The 19,553-nt window shown below is 42.3% G+C and carries 16 protein-coding genes; 7 read left to right on the forward strand and 9 right to left on the reverse strand.

Going from position 1 to position 19,553, the window contains the following annotated elements; all coding sequences use genetic code 11:
- Positions 1-11: 11 nt before the first annotated feature.
- The 3 genes from AMBT_RS02905 to AMBT_RS02915 all read left to right on the forward strand — a co-directional run bounded on the left by AMBT_RS02905 (position 12) and on the right by AMBT_RS02915 (position 4,371).
- Positions 12-1,250: an endonuclease/exonuclease/phosphatase family protein gene (locus tag AMBT_RS02905; protein ID WP_013783084.1), complete on the forward strand. Its 1,239-nt coding sequence runs from the start codon at positions 12-14 to the stop codon at positions 1,248-1,250.
- Positions 1,251-1,430: 180 nt separating this feature from the next.
- The gene (locus AMBT_RS02910) at positions 1,431-3,353 is read left to right on the forward strand and encodes a metallophosphoesterase (protein ID WP_013783085.1); all 1,923 of its coding nucleotides are present in this window, start codon (positions 1,431-1,433) and stop codon (positions 3,351-3,353) included.
- Positions 3,354-3,648: 295 nt separating this feature from the next.
- The gene (locus AMBT_RS02915) at positions 3,649-4,371 is read left to right on the forward strand and encodes a hypothetical protein (protein WP_013783086.1); all 723 of its coding nucleotides are present in this window, start codon (positions 3,649-3,651) and stop codon (positions 4,369-4,371) included.
- An 86-nt stretch (positions 4,372-4,457) separates the two neighbouring features.
- On the opposite strand, the gene AMBT_RS02920 is transcribed toward AMBT_RS02915, so the two are convergent.
- The 8 genes from AMBT_RS02920 to AMBT_RS02955 form a co-directional block, all read right to left on the reverse strand.
- Positions 4,458-6,194, reverse strand: a complete 1,737-nt coding sequence (locus AMBT_RS02920) for a M1 family metallopeptidase (protein ID WP_013783087.1) — start codon at positions 6,192-6,194, stop codon at positions 4,458-4,460.
- 202 nt (positions 6,195-6,396) lie between these two features.
- A complete protein-coding gene (locus AMBT_RS02925) occupies positions 6,397-7,299 on the reverse strand; it encodes an SDR family oxidoreductase (RefSeq protein WP_013783088.1) in 903 nt (300 codons plus the stop codon).
- 359 nt (positions 7,300-7,658) lie between these two features.
- Positions 7,659-7,793: a hypothetical protein gene (locus AMBT_RS23060; RefSeq protein ID WP_013783089.1), complete on the reverse strand. Its 135-nt coding sequence runs from the start codon at positions 7,791-7,793 to the stop codon at positions 7,659-7,661.
- 57 nt (positions 7,794-7,850) lie between these two features.
- A complete protein-coding gene (locus AMBT_RS21825; protein WP_013783090.1) occupies positions 7,851-9,053 on the reverse strand; it encodes a hypothetical protein in 1,203 nt (400 codons plus the stop codon).
- A 691-nt stretch (positions 9,054-9,744) separates the two neighbouring features.
- Positions 9,745-10,011, reverse strand: coding sequence for a DksA/TraR family C4-type zinc finger protein (locus AMBT_RS02940; RefSeq protein ID WP_013783091.1), 267 nt, complete (start codon positions 10,009-10,011; stop codon positions 9,745-9,747).
- Between the two features lie 363 nt (positions 10,012-10,374).
- Entirely contained in the window at positions 10,375-11,598 is a 1,224-nt protein-coding gene (locus tag AMBT_RS02945; protein WP_013783092.1) for a TonB family protein, read from the reverse strand.
- On the reverse strand, positions 11,591-11,983 hold the full coding sequence (locus tag AMBT_RS02950; RefSeq protein WP_013783093.1) for a BlaI/MecI/CopY family transcriptional regulator: 393 nt from the start codon (positions 11,981-11,983) through the stop codon (positions 11,591-11,593). The genes AMBT_RS02945 and AMBT_RS02950 overlap by 8 nt, the downstream gene beginning before the upstream one ends.
- Before the next feature lie 215 nt (positions 11,984-12,198).
- Positions 12,199-12,540 (reverse strand): winged helix-turn-helix transcriptional regulator, encoded by a 342-nt coding sequence (locus tag AMBT_RS02955; protein WP_013783094.1) that lies wholly within the window; start codon positions 12,538-12,540, stop codon positions 12,199-12,201.
- Positions 12,541-12,647: 107 nt separating this feature from the next.
- Here AMBT_RS02955 and AMBT_RS02960 point away from each other — a divergent pair, with 107 nt between their 5' ends.
- Positions 12,648-13,421, forward strand: coding sequence for an SDR family NAD(P)-dependent oxidoreductase (locus AMBT_RS02960; RefSeq protein WP_013783095.1), 774 nt, complete (start codon positions 12,648-12,650; stop codon positions 13,419-13,421).
- Between the two features lie 76 nt (positions 13,422-13,497).
- On the opposite strand, the gene AMBT_RS02965 is transcribed toward AMBT_RS02960, so the two are convergent.
- Positions 13,498-13,962 (reverse strand): hypothetical protein, encoded by a 465-nt coding sequence (locus AMBT_RS02965; protein ID WP_013783096.1) that lies wholly within the window; start codon positions 13,960-13,962, stop codon positions 13,498-13,500.
- Between the two features lie 331 nt (positions 13,963-14,293).
- On the opposite strand from AMBT_RS02965, the gene AMBT_RS02970 reads away from it, so the two are divergent.
- The 3 genes from AMBT_RS02970 to AMBT_RS02980 all read left to right on the forward strand — a co-directional run bounded on the left by AMBT_RS02970 (position 14,294) and on the right by AMBT_RS02980 (position 19,421).
- Complete coding sequence (locus AMBT_RS02970; protein ID WP_013783097.1) at positions 14,294-15,625, forward strand: aminotransferase class V-fold PLP-dependent enzyme; 1,332 nt, start codon at positions 14,294-14,296, stop codon at positions 15,623-15,625.
- 12 nt (positions 15,626-15,637) lie between these two features.
- Entirely contained in the window at positions 15,638-16,159 is a 522-nt protein-coding gene (locus AMBT_RS02975; protein ID WP_013783098.1) for a RidA family protein, read from the forward strand.
- 721 nt (positions 16,160-16,880) lie between these two features.
- On the forward strand, positions 16,881-19,421 hold the full coding sequence (locus AMBT_RS02980; protein WP_013783099.1) for a TonB-dependent receptor: 2,541 nt from the start codon (positions 16,881-16,883) through the stop codon (positions 19,419-19,421).
- Positions 19,422-19,553: the final 132 nt, after the last annotated feature.

A 19,553-nucleotide genomic window follows, 5' to 3' on the forward strand; every position in this document is an offset into this window, starting at 1 on the left:
TGAGCAAACTCATGAAATACAGGCTTCTTGTATCACTATTTACCTTGCTGTCGTCTACCTTGCTGCCAACTGCCCTAAACGCCGAAGCACTTGAATCCCCAGAACCGCTTGAAATACATAAAGGGCTTCAAACAATAAAAGTAGCCACGTTTAATGTGAGCATGGAGTCGACTAACTACAAAGCGCTTGGGTTAGCGCCTAGTGCGAAGGTTTTACAGAAGGTGCTATCTAATGGTGAGAATTCGCAAGTTAAGAATATTGCTGAAATAATTCAACGTGTTAACCCCGACATTCTGTTACTCAATGAGTTTGATTATATCGCCGACCAGTCGGTAGGTATTGATTACTTTATAAAGCATTACCTGAATGTATCTCAGGGGGGGCAAAAAGCGGTGGATTATGGCTATGTTTATACAAATACCGTCAACACTGGTGAGCCGACCAATTTTGATTTAGACAATAATGGCAAAAAAGAACAATTCGGCGGTGATGCTTATGGATACGGCTTATACCCAGGCCAATATGGCATGGTGGTATTGTCTAAGTACCCGATTGAACAGGCGAATGCGCGCACTTTTCAAACCTTCAAATGGCAAGATATGCCTAATGCACAACAGCCGATTTTACCTGCTGCCAGTACTGATGAAAAGGGAACGCCTTGGTATTCAAAAGAAGAGTGGCAAGCCTTTCGCCTAAGTTCTAAATCTCACTGGGATATTCCGGTAAATGTGAACGGAAAAATAGTGCACATATTGGCTATGCACCCCACACCGCCAAATTTCGACGGCGCTGAAGACAGAAATGGTACGCGCAATCACGATGAAATTCGTCTAATGGCAGATTACTTAACACCTGAACGTGGTGGCTATATTTATGACGATGCTGGCGAGCAGGTTAGCTTAAAAGAGAACGACCGGTTCGTATTAGTTGGCGATTTTAATGCCGCTGATATTGGCGATAAACACAGACCTGATGTGATAGAGCAATTAACCGAAAGCCCGTTGGTGAACAATCGCCTTATTCCAACAAGTGCTGGTGGCGCAGCAGCCTCAAGCGAAGCCTTCAGTAGCCGTTTCACTGCCTATTGGGGGGCAAGAGCCGATTATGTACTGCCTTCACAGTATGGCTTTGACGTAAAAGACGCTGGCGTATTTTGGCCTACCAAAGACAGTGACTTGTATAGGTTAGTTAATGACAGACAAGCAAGTTCTGACCACAGAATGGTTTGGGTTACGCTTTTAGTAAAATGAATCTGCTGAAGTTTGGTTTTATAAGTTCCTGTATATATATGATTTAACTAATCTTTTTAACGTTACGGTTCAAGAATATTTCACCAAAAATTCATAAATGTTCAGCCCTTACTTCATAGGTTTTCTCTATTGTTTTCACGAACAATAGGTTAAATCTATAACACAAAAGGAAAAGGCTTTATGAAGATACAGTGGCGAACGCTAATCTTTTTTACCCCGCTTTTGTTACTCACCGGGTGTAATGACGATGAAACCGTTGAAGTAGAGGTTCCCGTAGAGGTACCAGTAGTAGTTAATCCTGAACATGAAATGCTCACAGACCCATTTTTGCAACTCCCTACACCGAGCACTGTGAACGTTGTGTGGTTTACGAATTTTGAAGGCAGTGAGCACGAATTGTCCTTTGGAAGTTCATCAACCTCGGAAATTACTACGACCAAATTAAACCGAATGATGGAAGATACTTCTTCTTCATTGGGAGACATTAATTATGATGCTTTAACCTACCGTGATGTTTATCGTCATGAGGCAACAGCAACAGGTCTTGTTCAAGGTGAAAGAGTAGATTATTTCGTTACCAGTACCGATGAAGACGGATTTGAATTTAAGAGTAATAGCTTCACGCTAGCACCTGCACCATCAGAAGGTCAGGCGTTGAAAATATTGTTAACCTCGGATCTTCAGTCTAAGAAAAACGTGGTAGCAAATTATCAAAAAGTGGTTGAAACCGTGGGCGTACCAGATGCCGTATTGTTTGCAGGAGATTTCGTAAACGTCCCTGACCGAGCATCAGAATGGTTCGACCAAGTAAAAGAAGACTCTCCCGCTTTTTTCCCCGCATTGCAAGGCCACTATCAGGCTTATGTACCAGGTTTTCCCTATAATGGAGGCGAGATTCTTCAGCATGCTCCGTTATTTGGTACTATCGGAAATCACGAAGTCATGGGACGTTATACCCCTGAAGAAGAGGGATATTCTTTAAACGGAAGCTTCAACGATCCTCAGCCTGCTTGGTATGCTGAAGTAGCTTATGATCAAGTAGCTGAAACGGTTAATCCTGACGGCGATGAAAGTATAAAAGCGCAGTGGATAGCGGATAATTCACATAATCAGCAGAGCTTTCTAGACATTTTTAGTTTTCCGGATGATGGGCCATCAGGAGAAGACTATTATGCTGCTTCGTTTGGTGATGTATTCATTATCTCTATGAATGTCTCTCGAATATGGCGCTCTTGGAGCGTTTCAGGTACCAGTAAAACAAAGTTTGTTGAAAGTATAGATACCCTTGACTCGCCTTCTGAATGGGGATTTGGAGAGTTTCTTTTCGAGCGATTCGATGCTCAATCAGATCAATACGCATGGCTGCAGGGCGTAATGGAAACCGATGCTTTTAAAGAGGCTAAATACAAAGTGGTTATGGCACATCAAGGCGTCTTTGGATTAGGTGATAATACGGTTCCCGTTTTAGCACAGCCTGTAATGCAAGTTGTTACAACTGATGAGAATCAGAACGAAACTATCACCGAATATACTTTTCCAATCGCCCCTGAAACGTGGACATCCGAAGTCGCTCCTTTGCTTGGAACAGCGGAAGAAATACGCTATCAATACCCACTGGCGCAAGATGTTTGGCTAAATGATATTGAACCCTTATTGATTGAAAATGATGTTGATTTGGTCCACATAGGGCACTCACATCTATGGAACAGAGCAGAGGTTGAAGGCTTAAATTACCTTGAAAGCTCGAATGTGGGCAATAGTTATGGCGCGTATTACATAGATTCAACCGGATCTTATACGGCAGATGTAAGGGCGAGTTATTCAGACTTTTGGGAAGATGTAAATTCTGCGGCACCTCGCTGGGATATTGAAAATTATCCTCCGAACGGTGATCCCCAGGATAGAGTGATGAGCTTTCCAACCTTATTCAGCCCGATGAGCATGGAAAATGAAAGTTATCCAAATTTGCCGTTTGTAACCAGTAATAACCTTTCGGTATTTTCAGTGTTGGATACGCAGTCTGGCAGCGTGAAAAGTTATGTTTTCGATCCTTCGGACTTAAACTCTGAAGTAATACTATTCGATGAATTTTTATTAGATTAGCCTTCAGTGCTTTTACTCCAAGACGGGCTTCAATAATGAAAAATACTCCCATTGAGGTGCTTTAGAACGCTTGGGTAGCTGGGACACTCACAAATTAATTTATTGATAATGTGGGTGTCCTATTTTAAGAAGCTATTGAATAGCATCGACTTGCCAATTTTAAATATCTACCATCAACGTTAAAAAAATTTAATGAACTGCTAATCTGTTCTGCTCTGTTGTCCGTTTATAACCTCATACACCTTCGCTTATGTCACTTGATGTAGGCCTTGTTTAAGAGGAGATGCAGGTTTTTATGGACGATCCTACGCTAATTATCCTAATGTATTTCATCATTCCCATCTGGTTTGTGGCGGGCATAGTCGACTGGTTTTGCCACAGGCGAAGTAATATTTCTGGTACGAGCGGCGCAAAAGAATCTCTTATCCATTTACTTATGTTCGCTGAAGTGGGCATTCCACTTTTCATGGTGCTGATATTCGAAGTAAACAGCCTAATTATCGCTATCAGTATCTTGCTCTTTTTTGTGCATGAAGCAACGGCAATGTGGGATGTATCTTATGCTGTAACTAAGCGCCGTGTAGGCCCAATTGAGCAGCATGTTCATAGTTTTTTAGAAATGATCCCGCTGCTAGCCTTAGTGTTAGTAGTGGGTCGTCATTGGCCGCATTTTATTGCGCTGTTTGGTTTCGGCGACATTCCTGCTGACTTCGCGCTACAACTTAAAGAAGACCCTTTACCCACATGGTATTTAGTTACCGTACTATTGATAGCACTAGCCTTAGAATTTGTACCCTACTTGGAGGAATTAATGCGTGGCTTGAAAGATAAAAATCAAAACAAGGAGGGCGAGACCACTGGCTCTCGTACCAGAAACGTCACCCCCATTTCAGATGAGGAAGCTGAAGCAGCTAGCCCCTATGCTACGTCAGTGGCTGGGGAAGAAGACCCAGGTGTGGCATTAGAAGAACTGGTAGAGAGTAGTAAGGTGGTTACTCCCATTTCCAAGAAGCGATAGAACGGCAACGGGGTATCAATGGGTTCGTTTTACCAACCTCAATTAGCGCATATTTAAGGGAGCTTTTTAAGCTCCCTGCTTTAAGCTTATTTTTCGGTCTGCTTTTTCCTCATTTCAGCTTGCGCTTCCTGCCAGGCTTTATAATCCTCGAATCGCTGTTCGTAGCGAAGCACCTTACTATTAGGATCGGCAACCACCACATCGTATTCGGTTACCATTAAACTGGTTTGGTTTTGCATATCAAGCGTAGTTACTTTACCGTTTACGCTAACCTCTAGGGGCATAGGGAAGGGCAAGTCACCTTCTGTTTTCCACGTAAAGGTGACTTCATTTTCTGTACGGGCTACATCTAATATAGGTAAGGCCGCGCTGAATATATACACGTCAAAAAACCAATCTAAATTGTGCTCGCTGTTTTTATTGACGATATCGATAAAGTCTTGAGTATTGGCGAAAATAGGTTCGAAATTGCCTGGTTGTGGGTCAACACGGCCATACACAAGTTCGGTTACAGAACGGAAAAAGGGTTCATCACCCATTAGCCCTCTAAGTGTATGAATAACCCATGAACCTTTGGCATAAATATCACCTGCTGGGCCTTTTTCATACACATCTTCTTCAGACATCAATTCGTTGCTAACGATAGGGTGAGCATTAGCCAACCCTTTTCGCTGTGCGTTAAGCTTCACAAAATAGGCTTCATTGCCGTGTAAGTATTGTGCATATAACGGTTGCATGTAGGTGCCAAACCCTTCGTGTAACCACATGTGATCCCAGTTGTCGTTGGTTAGCTGATTACCAAACCATTCATGGGCAAACTCGTGCTGCATTAACCAATCATATCCAGCGTCATCTTTTCTATATTCATTGCCATAGGCGTTAATGGTTTGGTGTTCCATACCCAGGTGAGGTGTTTGTACTATGCCCACTTTCTCGTTGGCAAACGGGTAGGGGCCAATCATCCGCTCGAAAAAGGTTATCATTTCAGGAAGTTCGGCAAATAATGCCTCGGCTTTTTCTTCGTTTTCTGGAAGATGGTAGTAGGTTAACGGGTAGGTGTTACCGTATATGCTGGTAAAACTTTTGGTCAGCTTTTCATAAGGCGCTATGTTTAAGGCAATGCCATAAGTATTGTGCATCGACTTGGTTTGCCAATGAAAAGTGCGGTCATTACCTTTTTCTTCAGTAGCAACCAATACGCCGTTACTGGCGGCCACAAGCGGCTTAGGTACGGTAATGAAAAGCTCGGTGTTAGCAGGTTCACCATAAGGTTGATCAATACACGGCCAGAAAATGTCGCACCCTTCACCTTGCACTGCTGTTGCCAACCATGGATGTCCATCCGGTGTTTCTTCCCACATCACTCCGCCATCCCAAGGGGCTCTGATTGGCGTGCGTGGATGTCCGGAATAGACAATGCGGAGCGTTACAGGAAAAGACACACTGCTATTTGGCGAAACAATAAGCTCGCCTTCAAGGTTACTAAATTGCTGTGCAGGTAGCTCGGTACCATTGAGCCAAACGCTTTCAATGGTAAAACGTGTGTCTAAATCCACAGAGATTTCTTGTTGTGGTAAAGGCGCTTGCAGCGTAAGTGTGGTATCGCCAAACACTATCTCTTTGTCGAAATCGAAGGAAAAGGCAAGCTTTGCATGACTAATGGATAAATGCTTTTGTCTTTCAGAAATCTCTCCGCCAGACTTTAACGTGTATGGTGTTGATAGCTCGGCAGCTGGTGCTTGATTGACTGAAGAAGTGTGTTGAGTGGCACACCCAACTACAAATGTTGAGGCACACGCTAAGGCAAGCGTTTTTAATTTCATGTGTTTTCCGTTTTTATTATTACATTCTAAGGAACTTATAAATCAATGGGTTATGATTTGCAAAAGTCTCTTCATAGTGCAATGGCTAAACGGTTAACGTGAGCATTCGTGCGGTGAAAAGCTATAAGGGTATGCTTACCCGAATAGCATATTTGCTACTCGGGTGAGCAGTTGGGTTAATGTTTAACTAAATATCCGCAAATTATGGTAGATGTTGACCACCTGTTACGCCCATAATTTCAGCAGTAACATAGCTAGATTCTTGAGATGCAAGGTATACATAGACTGGTGCTAGCTCGGCAGGTTGGCCGGGTCTCTTTAAAGGCACGTTTTCACCAAACTTAGGGAGCTTCTCTTCAGGCTGGCCGCCACTTTGTTGAATGGGTGTCCAAATAGGGCCGGGCGCTACGCCATTCACTCGTATCCCTTTTTCAATTAACATCTTCGCTAGGCTTTTTGTGAAGCTGGTTATAGCACCTTTTGTAGAAGCATAGTCGAGTAAACCAGCAGAAGGTTGATAGCATTGAATAGATGTAGTGTTGATAATGCTCGAACCTGCGGGCATATGTTTCACTGCGGCTTTTGTTATCCAAAACATAGCAAATACATTGGTTTGATAAGTTTTACAAAACTGTTCTGTGGTTAAATCTTCTAGCTCAGCCACAAATTGCTGTTTACCCGCGTTGTTCACCAAGATATCTATAGAGCCAAGTTTTGTTGCGGTTTGACTAACCAACTCCTCACAGAAGCTCTCATCAGAAATATCGCCGGGAATACCATGTGCCGAGATACCACAGTCTGACAAATACGTTAGCGTGTCTTGCGCATCTTTTTCCTCACTAGGAAGGTAATTAATCACTACATCGGCACCTTCTCTTGCAAATGCGATGGCCACCGCACGGCCAATGCCAGAGTCTCCGCCCGTAACTAGGGCTTTGCGCCCTTTCAATCTACCTGAACCTTCATAGGTCTTCTCACCATGGTCCGATTTAGGCGACAGAATTTCATCTAACCCAGGGTCTGGCTGATCATCATTCTTGTGAGTATCTGAAACATCATACTGATAACGGGGATCCTGCATAGTAAATTGATTAATCTTTGACATGCTTTTCTCCTATACGGTTTGCAAATGCTATTGATGAATTATTAACGGAACCGTTTTTGCGCATAAATATAAAAAGGTTCGAATTAATATTTACGTTCGTGTTTTTAAATTTTTAGCACTTATGACGTATATAGAGAAAAGCAAAGTACATGCCATGCATATTTTAAAATAATCTATTTAATGTGAAGTGAAATATTATTTTTATAGCAAGAAAAAAAGCCCCTATAGCAAATGCTAAAGGAGCCTTGTTCTCTATTTGAAAGCTATTATTTAATAGCCTTTTTTACTCTCTAATCTATTGGAGTCTAAGCTGCTTGGAAAATAAGCTCGTTAAAGAGTGAGAGTAAAAAAACATGTATCTATAGTCTTCCAGTTAGGAAAAGAAGCAGCACCACAAGTAGAAGTAAACCGCCAATTCCACCAATAGCTACGTTTTGAACTAACGCTGCTACTATCAACACTACAATGACTAAACTTAGTAAACCCATTCTCATAATATCTTCCTCAATTATTTTCACTTAATGTGTACGCAACGGTGATATCGCTTTTTGTTACGCTACCGCATAAACTTTACGTACAGCGCCAGCACCAAGGTGACCGCCGATTAAGCCGGCTATTAGGCCAAGTGCAGAGGCGATAAAGGCTGTCCATAGAACCGCTTGGGTATAAGTACCTACCGTTTCCGATACTTTGTTTAATTCAGCTTTTGCTTCTGATACTAGTTGCTTAGCTTCTTTTTCTGCGCCACTAACAATGGCTTCAATTTCTTGTTCAGATAAGCTGGTATTGACGGCTAATACATCTTTCGCCATCTCAGGTTTACCAGTAATTAAATACTGACCCGCTTCAACCAATGTATCTGAATCTAAATCTTTCAATGCTTGGCTAACTTCTTGTGAAGACACTTCACTACCTGCCATGCCACCTACCGATTGGCTCACCGAACTTTCAATATCAGCCATTTTCTGGCCTAACCAATTTTTAGCTTCGTTAGATTCACTTGAGTTACTCCACGATTCAGCCTTTTCTTGAGCACCGGTGATAATCGAGTCGATTTCGTCATCTGATAAGCTAGTTCGCTGCGTTAATTCATTACGGGCTTTTTCTGTGTCGCCTGAAATAAGTGCACTGGTAATTGCACCTGTATCTTCAGCATTTAAAGACTCAATAGCTGAACTTACTTCTTGCTGATTTGGGCTTTGTGAGCCCGTGCCTGTTTCGCTGATAACCTGTGATGCTTGGCGTTTCATCACTGCGGCAATACTGGTTTTTACTGATTCGGGCAACATACTTTCATTACCAGACCCTGATTTTAAAATTGTAGTGCTGGCTTTATTAGCACTACCTAATGCACTACCAATTGAGTTCATCGTACTGCCGATACCGGAAACACCTAACATAACAATAAGTACTGTGCCTACAGACCACACAGTTAGGCCGTGTAGGGCACCTATTCTATCATCAGCAGTTCCTGCCATTTTTGCAGCAAGTACACCACCTGCAAACGTAGAGAAAATAGTGGTTATTAATATCCAAATAATCGACCCTATGCCTAATCCGTTACCCATTGCAGATAGGTCTGTAGCATCTGCGATACCCACGCCAATAGCAGAGCCCAAAAGGAGCATAAGCCAACCCAACGCAATCATTAACATAATACCAGCAATGATAGCGCCCCAACTGATGCGATGCCCTATTGGAAGGCTAAAATTAGCGGCCGTTGAGCTTGGTGTTCCAACGATTTCTCTTTCCATAATGAATTCCTCTAATAAATGAAGGACGGCGTATTTAAACCTTGCCATCGTAGTGCTAATACTGAACGCACTATTAAAATGGCAATAACTAAGCCAGAGAGCAGAAGTCGTTAGAAGTTTATTAGAGGTGCCTTAATGGCTGCGGTGTGCGTCGATTCTTCAATATCAATTAAACTTAAGTAAATGAAGAAAATGTAATAATTAATGCAATACTTACCAAGCATTAAGTAACATTTACATTTAGTATTATATCTTGGAAATTATATTTAATAGAGATGGTGTAGCAAGAAATAAATGTTAATAAATGGACTGTTAAATATATCTAAATACTTGTAGTTGATTACATGTAAATGCATGTCAGTACATTTAAAATCGTGGTTCTATTTTCATGGCGGCTATTTTTAAAGAAAAGGGGGGTGGAGTTTTTTACTTATTTTTGATGTTGTTATTTATTTAAAAGTGTCGAATTATTAATGTCGAATAAAAACCCTGGAGCTCCAGTAATTTGACTTCGCATAAATAGCGTTAAGTGGATTATAATTTGCTGCTATTGAAGACATTGCTTAGTAATGCTCGAGCACAATGGTACGTGCCATATCACCGCTGTTGCGATAGAGGAGTGAATAGAATAGGTGCTAGCAATATTAAGTGAAATCAACAATAGTTAATCTTTAAGAAGCAGGAGGGGAAATTACCTTAGCTGGCTATCTTTGCTTCCTCGTCGATTAAAGGCCGATTCAACCTTAGTCGCCTTTTCCAATTTAGCTTGACAGTTTATACACAGCTGCACACCGAGCACAGCTACTCGTCTTCGTTCTGGTATACGAGCGTCACATTCTTCACAGAACTCTGCACTTTCACCCTGATACATGCTGTTTTTAGCACGCGCCACGGCATCTTCAACGCTTGCATCTATCTGATCTTGTACTGCCCCGTCTTTTGCCCAGCCACCGGCCATGTTTCCTCCCAATTGTTGCTTGTGGGTCTTGCTAATAAATAATATCCAATCCATCGGTATCAAAACCAATCAGCATCGATACTCATCACTAGCGCTAACGATAGAATGAAGCAAAAACAGTGCCGAGCCTTTCCTCAAGAATTTTTGGTAATAGTTACAGAAGGTTAAGGTAGGTGAAGAAAGGTAAAGTAATGTAGGGAGCCCGGAGTGCCCGTAGTCTTTACTGAATGCAGTGAAATATTTGCTTCGTTCTATGATGGAATGGTCTAAGACAGAGTGGTCGAAAACAAAACAGCCTTGTTTGAAGAAAACACTAAAAGGAGCAAGAGCTCCTTTTAGTATTCTTACTGTTTTGGCTTAAGCTTACTTATCAGTGCCCGCCGTTAATGGCTGGTCAAGTTTATAGTCGAGCTGCACTAACAAACCTGTTTGCCTGCGGGCTACACCACCTTTAATTGCTGGTTTGTATTTCCATTGCTCAAGCGCAGCTTTTGCACTTTCATCAAATATACCTTCGGGAGTGGCATTAACTACAGTGACATTGTCGGTGTTACCGTTTTTAGTAATATCAAACTGCAGTACGACGAAACCTTCAATATTTCCTTTTTCGGCCGATTTGGGGTATTCAGGCGATACAAATTCTACCGGGGCTGCTTCGTCAACTTTCGACTGTTTGTGTTCAGTATTTTGAAGTGGCACATTGGCTAACGCCATGTTGGCCGTTACTAAGGCAAAAATAGCAGCTGTGCCAGCGGCAAGTAATTTATTACCTTTATGCGGGGTTTTAATCGCGTTTAATCTTTTAATCATTGTATTTTTCTCTCCAAAGGTTGGGTACAGGTTTACTGCTTGTGAATTATGCTCGGCACAACATACAAGTGCTTTTGCATAAATGAGTTTCTCGGTTGGTGATTTGTTGGCGAGCACTGCGTTATCGCATGCTAATTCTTGACTGCTACGAAACGATTTCAACGCAATCCAGAGCACGGGGTTAAACCAAAAAAGCACCGCAAACGCTAACGCAATAGCATTCCATAGGTTATCTTTGTGTTGGTTATGGACACTTTCATGTTCAAGTATTAATGATTGTTGGGAGTTTGAAAAAGCGGTCTTAAAGTAACTTGGCAGCAGTACGGCTGGTTTCAAGAAGCCAAAGAGCATAGGCGTAGAAGCTTTATCAGAATAATAAGCGCGAAGGGAAGGTGATGTATTTGAAGTTACCGGAACCGTTGCGCTAGGCGCTCGCACAAGGTGCTTTTTATCAATAGATCTTAATATACTTATATGGTTTGCCGCTATGTAAGCCGCTACTGCGCTAGCACCCGTTGCCCATAACCAAAACAGCACATTAAACTGCCCACCGGATACATTAGGGTTAATACCTACTAAATAGCGGCTAATGCTATTAGCGGGAATAGAAACCAAATCAATTGGTAGGTTGTTCATCACAAGTGCAGCCGGAAGTAGTAACCATGCTTTGTAAACAAACGTAGTGCCTAGTTGGGGAGTGAGGAATCGCTCACAAAGAATCAATAGCGCCAGAACAACGGTTAACATAGTTTGCTGAGAAATCATCCACTCAATCATTGTTTTTCTCCCATTGCTTGATCACCGCTTTAAGCTCATCGATATCTTCTTTAGATAACTCGTTTTGGTTGGCAAAGCCTGCAATCATTGGCGCAACTTTACCTTTGAAGAGTCGGCTTAAAAAGCTACTGGTTTCTTCTTGAACATATTCTTCGCGGGCAATTAAGGGGTAGTAAAGGTATTGGCGCTGCTGCTTGTGAAAACTGATAGCCCCCTTTTTTACTAAGCGTCCAAGCAAGGTTTTCACCGTTTTTTCATGCCACGGTTTATGTTGATTAAGGCGCTCAATGACCTCGTTAGACGAAATCGGGTTGCTGTCCCAAATCACGTCTAATACTTCAAACTCGGTATTGCTAATATCTGGCTGCGCTTTAGGTGTGTTCATAATTATTTCGCTTTAACCAATGTGGTAGTGACTTTTCTATAAATGGATTACATGTGTAGTCTTAATTAAAGATTACATGTGTAATTCTAAAGCGCAAGTTTTTATCGCGTTTTTTTTAATCAGTGCTGGAGGGAAGGAGGCTGGCCTGTCACGGGAGTGGCCTATCAGTGGAGCAGGAAAGTGTGAGTGGTAGGGCGAGAGGGGATAACTAGTAACTATTCATGCCCATCTATTTCATTTTGTAGGGTGTCTAGCTCATCCAGTACTCTCATAAACTTTCTGCCAAACTCAGTGACCTCGTACTCAACTCGGGGCGGAACTTCGTTGTAAGAAACGCGGGCTAAAATATTAAACTCGATATTTTTGCGTAAACATTGGTTGAGTACTTTTGTGGTAAGGCCATCTACGCACCGCACCATTTCGCCGGGGCGATTAATACCATTATTCAGAAGTTGGTAAATGGTAAGCGACCATTTACAGCCATAAATAGTTTCTACCATTTGAGCCGCTTTGCTTGGTGCTAATTTTTTTGAAAAATTCTTCTCTAATGTTTTCATTAAGATGTACCAAAAAGTACCTACCTTACCGATAAGTACTTACTTTTTAAGCCTATTAATTACCGTTAAATTCGCCACACAGTTTAACATAACCAAGGTAATTAATTATGCATACTTCAAACATAGCACTAATAGTAGGTGGCTCTAGTGGAATGGGATTGGCCACCGCCAAGCAACTTATTGCTAAAGGTATTAGTGTTGTTATTTTAGGTAATAAAGGTAGCAAATTGGCTACTGCTAAATCTGATTTAGAAGCGATATCGAAAGGTGGCGCTACGGTAGAAATTATTCAAGCAAATTTATATCTTAAGCAAGACATAGACAGAGTTATTCATAGTATAAACACTGAAAATCGACATATTCAGCACCTAGTGAACGCTGCTGGCTACTTTAACCCTAAGCCCTTTTTATCTCACGAGGGCAGTGATTACGATACTTATGCAAGCTTAAATCGCGCTACTTTTTTTATTAGTCAGGCAGTGGCGAATAATATGATTAAGCATGGCGGCGGCGCTATTGTGCATATTGGTTCTATGTGGGCGAAACAGGCAATAAAAGCAACACCGTCTTCTGCCTATTCAATGGCAAAAGCAGGCTTGCATGCATTAACGCAACATATGGCTATGGAACTAGCAGAGCATAATATACGGGTAAATGCAGTATCGCCTGCGGTAGTTAAAACGCCTATTTATGAGTCGTTTATTGACCCATCTGAACTTGATGATGCGCTAGCCGGCTTCAACGGTTTTCATCCAATAGGTCGCATTGGAACACCTGATGATATCGCTAATAGTATTGTCTTCCTGTTACAAGAACAAACGAGTTGGGTAACCGGTGCGATTTGGGATGTTGATGGCGGTGTTATCGCTGGGCGAAATTAAGCGGATTATTTCATTGCAAATTGGTAGCTAGCAAGATCGCTTATTCGAAGGCGTTTAATTGGCTGTTTTACTGTCATTAAACGCCGCGAATTTTCTTGAAAATACTAGCGGACAATAACGATAAAAGCCCTGTAACTATACCCGCAAGTAAGCCAACCCAAATAGCGTGCAGGGGAATAAAAAGAAGTGCCAATGCGGCTGTCGATGATAGGCGCTCACCATTATAGGAAGGGTAATTTAAGCCCCAATATCCCCAAAAATGAAAAAGCGCTATTGCTATTAGTGCTCCCCAAAATGCCATTTTTTCATGAACAGAATAATAGTCACCAAGGAAAGCAGCTAGGCTAGTAAGTAGCAAGTAAGGAATGAGCCGAAAGGGAGCCGATTCAAAGTAAGCAAAAGGAGAGGAATATCGAAAGATATGCTCGAAGCTGGCTTCGAAACCATAACCGCCAATGGTAATGGCGAGTAACCAATCTACTGTTATCTCATTGATTACAATAAAGCAGAAAATCAATACACCCCAAAACCATTTGTTCATATCTCGCTCCTTTTTGATTCAGTGCAATCATTGCTTAGTATCTGAAACCTTAATTAACTTCCCGCAAAAGTGCCTTAGGCTTTACGTTTTTTTGCTGGAAATTTACACAAAATAACAAAGCAGCAGTTCTGAGTATCGAAGTTATTTTGCCCCATCAAGTAAGGTAATTAGAGGTGCGGTATGCACAAGGCGTAGCCAACAGAAATACACACCATTAAATCATGTGGTTTAACAATTGCTTCAATTGGCTGCGATAGACTCCTTATGATTCAAATTTAGTGAAATACGATGTTTTTCTTTTCAATGTAGGCCTAGTAGTGAGCGTGATTTCATGAGTGTAGTGCCGGAGTATTTAAACCGTAGGCGGGCGTTAAAAACCCTAATTGGTGGGGTGTTAGGAACCTTTGCGGCGTCAAAATTGGTTCATTCTAATAGTAAAGTTGCATCATCGACCACCGCTAAGTTACCCCCAAGACCTAATAATATATCGCCCGAGTTGCTGGCAAAAGATGAATCATTTTGGGCACAAGTTGCACTGAATTATGACAAAGCGCAGCGGATAGTTAATTTAGAACATGGTTACTGGGGAAAGATGTCTAAGCAGGTGCAGGAAGTATTTGTTGATAAAACGAAAATGGTGAATACACAACTTTCCGTTTATGCACGTAAGCATTTCTCTGAGGACCTAAAGCTAAGCGCTGGCAAAATCGCACAAGCGCTAGGTGCTAATTATGATGAAGTCGTTATCACTCGTAACGCGACGGAATCGATTCATAACTTAATGCGTCAGTACAACGACTTTAATGCTAACGACACCGTATTATTTGCCGACATCGATTATCCTAGCTTTAAAGACACCATGCGGTGGTTGGCTAAAACGCAGAGCGTCGAACCTGTGGAAGTCACGTTGCCCGCGCAAACCAATCAAGCAGAGATCCTCAAGGTATACACGAAAGCCTTTGATGAAAACCCTAATTTGAAGCTAATGCTGCTTACTCATGTGAGTAATCAGCACGGCCTCATATTGCCTGTTGCTGATATCGCTAAAGCCGCAAAAGCCCGTGGTATAGATGTTATTTGTGATTGTGCCCAATCGTGGGGGTTGCTCGACTTTAACATTACCGACTTAAATGTGGACTGGGCAGGCTTCAACTTGCACAAATGGATAGGCAGCCCAGTGGGGGTGGGAGCGCTTTATATGAAGAAGGGCACGTTAGGCAAAATATCTCCATACCCCGGTGAGACCGACCCTACCAATACGTTGGCTCACAAACGGGTTCATACTGCCACATCAAATTTTGCGTCTGTTTTAACGATTCCTGCCGCTATCGACTTTCATCAGTCTATTGGGGCTGCCAATAAAGAAGCGAGGTTGCGTTACTTGCGCAATTTGTGGGTAGAAGAAGCAAGAAAACTGCCTAATATTGAAGTGTTGGGCGGCGAAGATGACGCATCAAGCACAGGAATGGGAGCATTTAGAATGAGAGAGAAAGTGTCGTTAAACGACGCAAAGGTGCTGAAGAAAAGACTGGAAAATGAATTCAACGTATTTACGGTATTGAGAGTAGGGCTAGCCAGTGGTTGTTGTATACGAGTTACACCGCAGATATTCATTTCAGCTGAAGAAATAAATCACTTAATTCTCGCTTTAAAAAGCCTGTAGAAAGGAAAAATGATGAAAAAATTTATAGTATCGACAGCAGCTTTATTAATATTAATGCCTTTAGTTGCAAGCGCGAATTCGCCAGAGGAAAACCTCAAAGCGGCGGGGTTTACTTTGCCAGCGCCAGTGAAGCCGATAGCCAATTACGTAACATGGCGACGTGCGGGAAACATATTGTACTTATCGGGTCACGGGGCCTGTGAAGGCAAGAGTGTACTTGGCAAATTGGGGCAAGACGTATCGGTAGAGCAGGGTTACGATGCTGCTCAATTGGTGGGGCTATGCGCGTTGGCAACGATTAAAGAAGCCACTGGCGATTTGAGCACGGTAAAACAAGTGCTACAGATAACGGGGATGGTAAATGCCACTGATGATTTCACTGGGCATTCACTCGTGATAAATGGCTTTTCCGATATTTTTGTCACTGCGTTTGGTGATGATGGTAAAGCAGCAAGAGCCGCCGTTGGCATGAGTAGCTTGCCGGGCAATATGGCGGTTGAAGTGAGCGCAGTTCTTGAATTGAATGGGAGTTAAACGAGGAGCTTGAGGGAGAGCTCTACAGTGGCTAAATCTAAGTTCGCATGTACGCGGCACTAATATTTGAGAGTTTTTTAAAGATGGTGATCAGTGTTGTGTGCATACACATCCATGCTACGCCATTTCTCACCTAGACAGAGAATACATGGCCGGCTTGCCCGGCTTCACGTATTAACCCCTCAACAATATAACGACCCAGAGCTCAGCTTTTTATGTGGAACATCGCCGAGCCTAATATGCCAAAATCTTGGCAAGGCTAACCCCGATCTCTCAATTCGCTTTTTAGTAAGAAAGGTCTATTTTTGAATGAGATAATTGCGAAGACTTGCGCTTGATTTTTATGAAGTATGTGGCGAACTTGATGCCTAAGAGTAAGAATTATCTGAGTTTTTACTATGTTTATACATTGTTAATTAAATCTTAGTCTAAAACGATTAAGTTAATGGTGGGTAAAAACTAAAATTAAAATAAACTTTTTTATCTTGTTAGTTTTTTGTATAAGGTTCTGATTTTTATGTATTTGTAATTTTAGTTTGCTAATAGGGTGAAATGGATTTGGTCATTTTTTTAAACAAATATTTTACATAATGCAATTTTTCTAGTAATCTTTTGCTTAATCGATTAAGTCAATGTTTGTTAATTTATGGTTTTAGTTCTCTTTCGCTTCTTTCTATAAAGCTGAGCGCAAGAGAATTTCGCTTAGCTTTGGAGAATACCCATGCATACAACATTTAATAAAAGCGCATTGGGCATTGCAGTGTTATTAGGCCTGAATGGCGCTGCTTTAGCTCAGGACTCTTTAGTTCAAAAGAATTTATCTCAAGAGAATTCATCTCAAGAGAAGAAAGCAAAAGAAACGTATGAACAGATCGTGGTAACAGCCAGCCCCGCGGGTGTTTCCGCACAAGAGGCAAGTGTCTCTGTTAGTTCGTTTGATGAAGAAGAAGTCATGAAGCTTGCACCTCGCTCAACGGCTGAGGTGTTCCGTGCGCTGCCAGGTATTCGTGCCGAATCATCAGGCGGTGGCGGTAACGCAAACATCACTATTCGTGGTATTCCTTTGGCTACCGGCGGCTCTAAATTCATGCAAATTCATGAAGATGGCCTTCCCGTTTTAGAGTACGGCGATATTAACTTCGGTAACGCAGATAACTTCTTACGTTATGACTGGTCTGTAGAACGGGTGGAATCGGTACGTGGTGGTTCAGCATCTACATTTGCCAGTAACTCACCGGGTGGGGTCATCAACATGATCAGCGCAACGGGTGAACAAGGTGGTGGTGCAATCGGCACATCCTTTGGTCTTGACTACGAAGAGTTTCGTTTAGACTTCGCTTACGGCGGTGAAGTAAACGACGACCTCTATTTCCACATTGGTGGTTTTGCGCGCGGTGGTGAAGGTGTTCGTGACACCGGCTATAACGGCGACCAAGGTGGCCAAGTAAAAATCAACTTCACTCAACTACTCGAAAACGGTCATTTACGCTTTTACTTCAAGCATTTAGACGACAGAGTAACGACCTATTTACCAGCTCCGGTATTGGTAAAAGGTAACGGCAGCTATGGCGCAGTAGATAACTTCGATGCAAGCAGCCAAACACTGCATTCTGCTTACACTACCAATGTTTCGACTTTCGATTCTTTCGGTAACCCAGTTAATCGTGATCTAACGGACGGTATTGAATCTGAGGTGACCTCTTTCGGCTTTGAAGCTGATTTGGAAGTGGCAGAAGATCTTTACCTGCTTAACAAATTCAGAACGTCTGATGTAGGCGGTGGATTCGTATCTCCATTCACTGATACTTTCGGAGCTTATGGACCGCAGTCTGCTAGCAGTATGGCTACCGCAATTTGTGCTTCAGCCTTAGACGGTGACGGTAATGCGTTCAACTGTGATTCAACCAGTGTAACGCTTGCGAATGGTCCAAATGCCGGTGAAGAGTACAACGGCTTAGCTTTCCTTAATTTATTGTTCGATACGACTTACAATGATTTAGGTAATATGATCAACGACTTGAGTCTTCGTAAAGAGTACGCCAATGGCGTAACGCTAACCGCAGGTTATTACTACTCTAAGCAAGATATCGCTATTAGCTGGAACAGCTGGAATACGTTTATCCAAACGGTTGACGGTACTAACTCTCAGTATCTTCATATTGAAGATGCGGACGGTACTGCACTTGTTGACCAGGGGCTTTGGGCTCCAAGCTTCCTTTCATGGGAATGGGATTTAAACTACACCACTACAGCACCATACATTAACGTAGGCTTCGAAGTGGGTGATAACTGGTTGTTTGACGTGAGTGCACGTCGAGACACAGTGCAAGCGAATGGCGAACTTATTAACTCGTGTTGCGGCGGTAATACCGATGTAGACATTAATGGTGATGGGGTTATTTCAGGTAATACTGAAGATGCATCTGCATCAAATGGCTTTGGCTTCGGTGGTGGTGTAATTCGTTTGAACCGAGCTAACGCAACAAGTCAAATTGTTGATTACGAAGCAAGTAACACATCATTCTCATTAGGTGGTTCATACCTGTACAGCGATTCTGTGACTTTCTTTGGTCGCTACAGTGAAGGTGGCCGAGCGCTAGCTGATAGACTACTTCAAATTGCCGGTACCCTTAATGCCGATGGCAGCTTAACAAGCACGACGAGTGGTTTCGACGAAACAGAGCAGTTAGAGTTTGGTGTCAAGTACGGTACGCGAGACTTCAAATTTAACGCGACATTGTTCAATACGGTAACCCAAGATACTCAAGCTGAAGTGACAAGCGGTTTAACCTTTATTCGTGAATACGAAGCAACAGGTTTAGAACTTGAAAGTAAGTACGATTTTGGTAACGGTTTCACAATGTCAGGAAATGCAACGTGGACGGATGCAGAAATTAGTGAAGACAAGTTCAACCCTGCATTAGTAGGCAAGACACCTCGTCGTCAAGCTGATTTTATCTACACGGTTATTCCACAGTATGATTTTGAAAACTTCAGTATTGGTGCGTCGTTACAAGGTTCAACTGAGTACTATGTGCAAGACTCAAACGAGCTTAAGCAAGATGCTTATGTGGTGGCTAACTTATTTGCCACTTGGTATGTATCTGACCAATTCTCAGTATCGTTGAATGTAAACAACGCCACCGATGAGTTTGTTATTACTGAGTCTGAAGAAAGTGCTGCATCAGCTGGCGATATCATTCGTGCTCGCCCGATTAGCGGAAGAACGTCTTCAATTCAATTGAAGTACGCTTTCTATTAATGGTCGCTATCACTATTCACTGCGGCGCTTTTTAATAAGCGCCGTAAGCGATAGTTCTGGTATTTCGCTGCAAGCGCTACATAAGATAATTCGGCGCAGCTATGCATTTTATCTTTCTTTAGTTTTAAAGGT

The organism is Alteromonas naphthalenivorans, assembly GCF_000213655.1.
Lineage (GTDB): Bacteria > Pseudomonadota > Gammaproteobacteria > Enterobacterales > Alteromonadaceae > Alteromonas > Alteromonas naphthalenivorans.